The sequence below is a fragment of the Paenibacillus sp. 01T422 genome (assembly GCF_056398785.1).
Map to the genome: position 1 here is coordinate 1 of NZ_JBFTQB010000415.1, position 5410 is coordinate 5410.

Consider the following 5410-nt stretch of genomic DNA (forward strand, 5'->3'; position numbering starts at 1 on the left):
AACCAAGGGATGGGCGGCGGCCAAGATTTCAGCGGCGGCTTTGGCGATATTTTCGATATGTTCTTTGGCGGTGGTGGCGGTGGAAACCGTCGTAATCCGAATGCGCCACAGCGCGGCAACGATCTGCAATACACGATGACGATTGAGTTTAAGGAAGCGATTTTCGGTAAAGAAACCGATATTCATATTCCGCGAACTGAAAATTGCGATACGTGCAGCGGGTCTGGTGCGAAGCCAGGAACGAAGCCGGAAACTTGCGGCGGCTGTCATGGCAGCGGTCAGCAGGAAGTTGTACAGAATACGGCATTCGGCCGCATTGTGAATCGCCGCGTATGTACGCAGTGTAATGGTTCTGGTAAAATCATCAAAGAAAAATGCGTAACTTGTCATGGCGCTGGAAAAGTGAAAAAACAACGCACCATTCACATCAAGATTCCAGCTGGTGTGGACGATGGCGCACAACTTCGTGTATCAGGCGAAGGAGAAGGCGGAACTCGTGGAGGCCCATCTGGCGATCTTTACGTTGTTATCCGCGTGAAATCTCATGAATTCTTTGAGCGTGAAGGCAATGACGTCTATTGCGAAGTGCCACTAACCTTTATTCAAGCGGCACTAGGCGATGAGATCGAAATCCCGACGTTGACAGAAAAAGTTAAACTCAAAATTCCGGCAGGCACACAAACCGATACCTATTTCCGCTTAAAAGGAAAAGGGGTTCCGCACTTGCGCGGCTTCGGTCAAGGTGACCAGCACGTGAAAGTGATCGTGGTAACGCCTACGAGCTTAAGTGATGATCAGAAGGATTTGCTGCGCCAATTCGGCAAGCAAACCGGTGAGCATACGCATGAGCAGAGCCAATCGATTTTCGAACGTATGAAAAGAGCCTTCCTAGGCGACTAAAATGATATTTTCCTATAGGAACTGAAACACTCCCTTGACGTTTTCAYAGATCGTTGATCTGTTGAAATAGCCGAGCGGAGTGTTTTTTGTTTGCTTGTTTACATTCAGATAACAGTATATGGAATTTTTTACATAGCGAATACGTTTGGATAACTTTCTCTTAATCTATGAAAGTTATGCTAGATCACGTGAGATACTATATATTTGGAGGGAATACACCTTGAAAAAAAGCTTGAAACAAATCATGGGTTCCGGTCTAGCAATTTCCTTACTGGCCTTAAACGTAGCAGGCGTAGCATCAGCTGCCGAAACAACTCCGACTACCGTACCAGCGGAGCAACCGCAATCCAAAAATTTAATTGTACTTATCGGTGATGGAATGGGTCCAGCTGAAGTAACAGCAGCAAGATACTACTCCAAAAAATTCCTAAATAAAGACCGCTTAGAGCTTGATGGCGGATACTATGTTGGTAAAGCAACTACATACTCGCAACCAGGTCCTTACACGTCGGAATCCGGTGCTGTAACTGACTCAGCTGCAGCTGCAACTGCCTTCTCGACAGGTAACAAAACTTACAATAATGCTATCAGCGTGTCTAACGGCGATGTTGCCAAGCCTTATGCTTCGATTATCGAAGCAGCAATGAAACAAGGCAAATCAACTGGACTTGTTTCCACAGACAATATTACTGGAGCAACACCTGCGGTATGGGCATCCCACGTTCGCCAACGCAGCAATCAAAACGCAATTGCTTCTCAGTACTTAGCTAGCGGAGTTAATGTTATTTTCGGTGGCGGTAAAACTAACTTTGTAACAAAAGATGATAAAGGAAAGCGCACTGACAAGAACATCATTCCTGATTACGAAGCAAAGGGCTTCAAAACAGCGTTTGATAAAGCAGGCTTAGATGCAATTCCAGCTACAGCTGACCATGCGCTTGGACTTTTCGCAATGAATGAAATTCCTTACGTGTTGGATCGCGATGCGAGTACACCAAGCTTGCCGCAAATGACACAAAAAGCGCTTGATATTTTGTCACAAAATAAAGATGGTTTCGTCCTATTGGTTGAACAAGGACGTATCGATCACGCGGGCCACGCAAACGATCTGCCAGCCAACATCCAAGAAACGTTGGAGCTGGATGCGACATTCAAAACATTAGTTGATTTCGCGAAAAAAGACGGAAATACATCCCTTGTTGTCTCCGCTGACCATGAAACTGGTGGACTATCCTTGGGGATTAACAATGTGTACGAATTGAACGTAGATTTGTTTAATAAACAAAAGCACTCCTACGAGTATTTGGATGCTATCTTGAAAACAGCTCAAACAGCTGACGATGTTCGTAAAATCGTTGCTGATAACGTTGGTTTCACAGACTTGTCAGACGAGGAAATTGCCTTGATTTTGAAAGGTGACGGATCTTCCTACGGACGCGCTGGCGGATACAATGCTGTGGTATCCAAGCGCTTAGCTATTGGCTGGACGGGACATGGACATACTGGCGTAGACGTTGGTGTGTGGGCTTACGGACCGATCGCTTCATTGGTTAAAGGCGACATCGATAACACGGACATTGCAAAAAGTGGTGCAAAAGTAATTGGCGCTGACCTAGTTGCTGCAACAAAAGAACTGCAAGATAAGTACATGTACCCACTGTTCAAAGTGACTCGCGATAACAAAACATTGTTTACGGCGAAATCATTTGCTGAAGCACTAGACATTCAAGTTGTTTGGGATGAAGCGACGAAATCCGTTATGCTCTCCAAAGACAACCAAAAGTTGTCCGTAGATGTTGAAACGGGTGCTATTACGGAAAATGGCAGTGCAAGCACACTTGTTGGCAATGTAGACAATGGCAAACTATACCTGCCGCTGGAAGCATTCAATAAGTTGACTGGCAAAACAATGACATGGGATTCCTTCAACGAGCGCATCGTGAAAAACTAAAAGCCAAGGCAAAGAAAGGACAGGGGATCACGCTTCCCTTGTCCTCTTTTCCTATCTTGGACCTATGAATTTGGAGGACAGCTATGATTGAGTTGAACAAGATTTCAAAGTCATTCACGATGCATGGGCAAAAGCTGAAGATACTAAGCGTTCCTTCGTGGAGCATTGAACAAGGGGAACGAATCGCTTTGCTCGGTCCAAGCGGTAGCGGAAAAAGCACACTTCTACATTTGCTCAGCGGTGTCATGGTTCCTGACGAAGGCGAAATACGTGTGAACGGGTTACCGCTCCATACGTTTTCGCAAAGCAAAAGAGACCGTTTCCGTGCGGAGCATGTCGGTTACATTTTTCAGGATTTTCATTTGATTTCGTCATTGACCGCCAGACAAAACGTGGAGCTCATTGTCCCAGATAGCTGGACGAAGAAGCAGACAAAAGACCAGCTTGACGACTGGTTCGAGAGAGTCGGCTTGAAAGATCGCCAGCACCATATGCCTTACGAGCTGTCGAGAGGGCAGCAGCAGAGAGCGGCCATAATACGCGCCATCCTGACGAAACCGCAGCTTGTGCTGGCCGATGAGCCTACAGGCAGCTTAGACTGGGAAACGGCTGGAGAGATCATGTCGCTATTGCTGAACATTTGTGAGACGGAGAAGCTCACACTCGTTACCGTAACTCACGATTTGCATTTGGCGGAAATGTACCCGAGACGTGTTCATATTGGGGAGATTAATGAGGTATCAAGGAGAAGTGCCGTATGAGATTAGTGGCTTTAGTCTGGAGAAACATGCTTCACCGAAAAACACTCTCGCTTCTTACTATTTTGTCGGTAACGATTACGGCGGCTTTGGTTGTTTTTTTGCTGCTTTGCAGCGCAGGGCTGGAGCAGGGAGCTGAGAAGGGGTATGGACCCTTCGAGGTAACGATAGGTGCCAAAGGCAGCGCGTCGCAGCTTGCTTTGAACACTTATTATCATGTAGGCGCTCCTACAGGAAATGTGCCTTTTACACTGCTAGGCGAGCTTCAGAAGGATGAGTCTGTTGATCGCGCATACGCGATGACGACAGGGGATAACTATAACGGATTTCCTATCGTAGGGATTGAGCCTGGCTATTTTGCTTCCCGTTATGGAACAGAGAAGCAGATGGCTGAAGGGAAAATGTATGGGAAGCTTGGCGAAACCATTGTTGGATCGCACATTGCGAGCACGCTAGGCCTGCATATCGGAGATAAATTCCAAGGCGCACACGGCTTGATTAAAGGGTTGGAAGAAGCAGAAGGCGAAGATCACGAAGAGGATTCGGCTGAAGAAGAGCATCACCACAACTTTATATATACCGTAGTTGGCATCTTACCGCCATTATTCACTTCTGATGATAGAGCTGTTTTTACAACTTTGGACTATGCTTGGGCTGTGCATGAAGGGCAGGATGYAGAGCATCGGGAAGTTACCGCCATTCTCATTAAGCCTAAGACACTGCTTGGTGCACAATCGATCAAAACGAAATACGGACAAATGAACAACGTTCAAGCGATTTATACAAGTAAAGCGGTCGCTGATGTCGTTAACGTCATTGATAAAGGAACTGGGGCGCTGACCGTAGTAACGGTAATCTGTATTTTGCTTGCCGCAGGGACTATCCTTCTATCGCTTGTTGCAGCTGTGAACGAACGGAAGAAAGACGTCGCATTACTACGTTTAATTGGAAAATCCAAAGGGTTCATATGGACCTCATTGATCGGAGAAGGACTGTTACTGACCGTAATTGGTCTTGTTTTGGGCATGCTTGCAGGTCATTTCGGTGGTTATTTGAGCCGCGAAGCCGTGTTTGAATACACAGGTCTACAGCTGCAATCCTTTCAGTTCATGCAGGGAGAATGGCTGTTAATCGCAGGAACATTAGGAATTGGCGTTCTTGCTTCAGCTGGCCCGGCACTGCAGGCCTATCGAGTAGACCCATTGCAATTATTTAAGTCATGAAGTCTGAGGTGATAAAATGAGAAAAATACTGTTCACGTCTGTTTTGGTTGTCGTCTTGCTCGTTGCAGGATGTGGTCAAAAGAAAATGGACACGGCAGGTCAAACATTCGGCAGTATTGAACAAACAGCGATCCAAAGCACTGTGCCTTCGCCTCCTCCAGCTGTAAGTGCACAGCCTGTCCCTTCTGCTGCGCCGGACAAAGTAGTTCCGTCCGCAACGCCGCAGCCTACTACTGAAGTAGTAGAGACAACAACCGTTAAAGAAGCGCAGCCTACACCGAGTCCATCTCCAAAAGTGACGGAGTCACCCAAAGYTGTGCAAAGCGCGCCTCCGCAAGTTGATGCTGCGAATTTTGCGCCGTCGTCCAGCCCGCAAGCGAAGCCTACAGCAACTGAACCAAGTAAAAATGTAAAGCCATCGCCGTCAACAGCTTCCAACCAAATAAACTGGGACCAGTTTTTTGACAATGAGAAGCAGGATACTCCCTCGGATCGATTCTGGGATATGAGCGGTAAAACGGTGCAAATCAAAGGTTTTATGGGCGAAGTGCTCTCCTTTGACAAACATTGGTTCCTGC

The 5410-nt window shown here is 46.8% G+C and carries 4 protein-coding genes and 1 pseudogene; all 5 read left to right on the forward strand.

From position 1 onward, the window contains the following. On the forward strand, positions 1–900 hold a 900-nt coding region (dnaJ, locus tag AC1DUA_RS21760), incomplete at its 5' end, for a molecular chaperone DnaJ (RefSeq protein ID WP_477501763.1). Positions 901–1120: 220 nt separating this feature from the next. Beyond that, positions 1121–2851: an alkaline phosphatase gene (locus AC1DUA_RS21765; RefSeq protein ID WP_477501764.1), complete on the forward strand. Its 1731-nt coding sequence runs from the start codon at positions 1121–1123 to the stop codon at positions 2849–2851. An 83-nt stretch (positions 2852–2934) separates the two neighbouring features. Further along, the gene (locus tag AC1DUA_RS21770; RefSeq protein ID WP_477501765.1) at positions 2935–3612 is read left to right on the forward strand and encodes an ABC transporter ATP-binding protein; all 678 of its coding nucleotides are present in this window, start codon (positions 2935–2937) and stop codon (positions 3610–3612) included. Then, positions 3609–4832 carry an ABC transporter permease gene (locus AC1DUA_RS21775; RefSeq protein ID WP_477501766.1) on the forward strand — a complete coding sequence of 408 codons (1224 nt, stop codon included), beginning with the start codon at positions 3609–3611 and terminating at the stop codon, positions 4830–4832. Before AC1DUA_RS21770 ends, AC1DUA_RS21775 begins: the two co-directional genes overlap by 4 nt. Positions 4833–4848: 16 nt before the next feature. Beyond that, positions 4849–5410 (forward strand): annotated as a pseudogene (locus tag AC1DUA_RS21780) (hypothetical protein); the annotation flags it as partial.

What these genes read in the sequence shown, in the direction of transcription:
- AC1DUA_RS21770 (WP_477501765.1), top strand. Translation starts at nt 2,935, where the DNA reads ATGATTGAGTTGAACAAGATTTCAAAGTCATTCACGATGCATGGGCAA.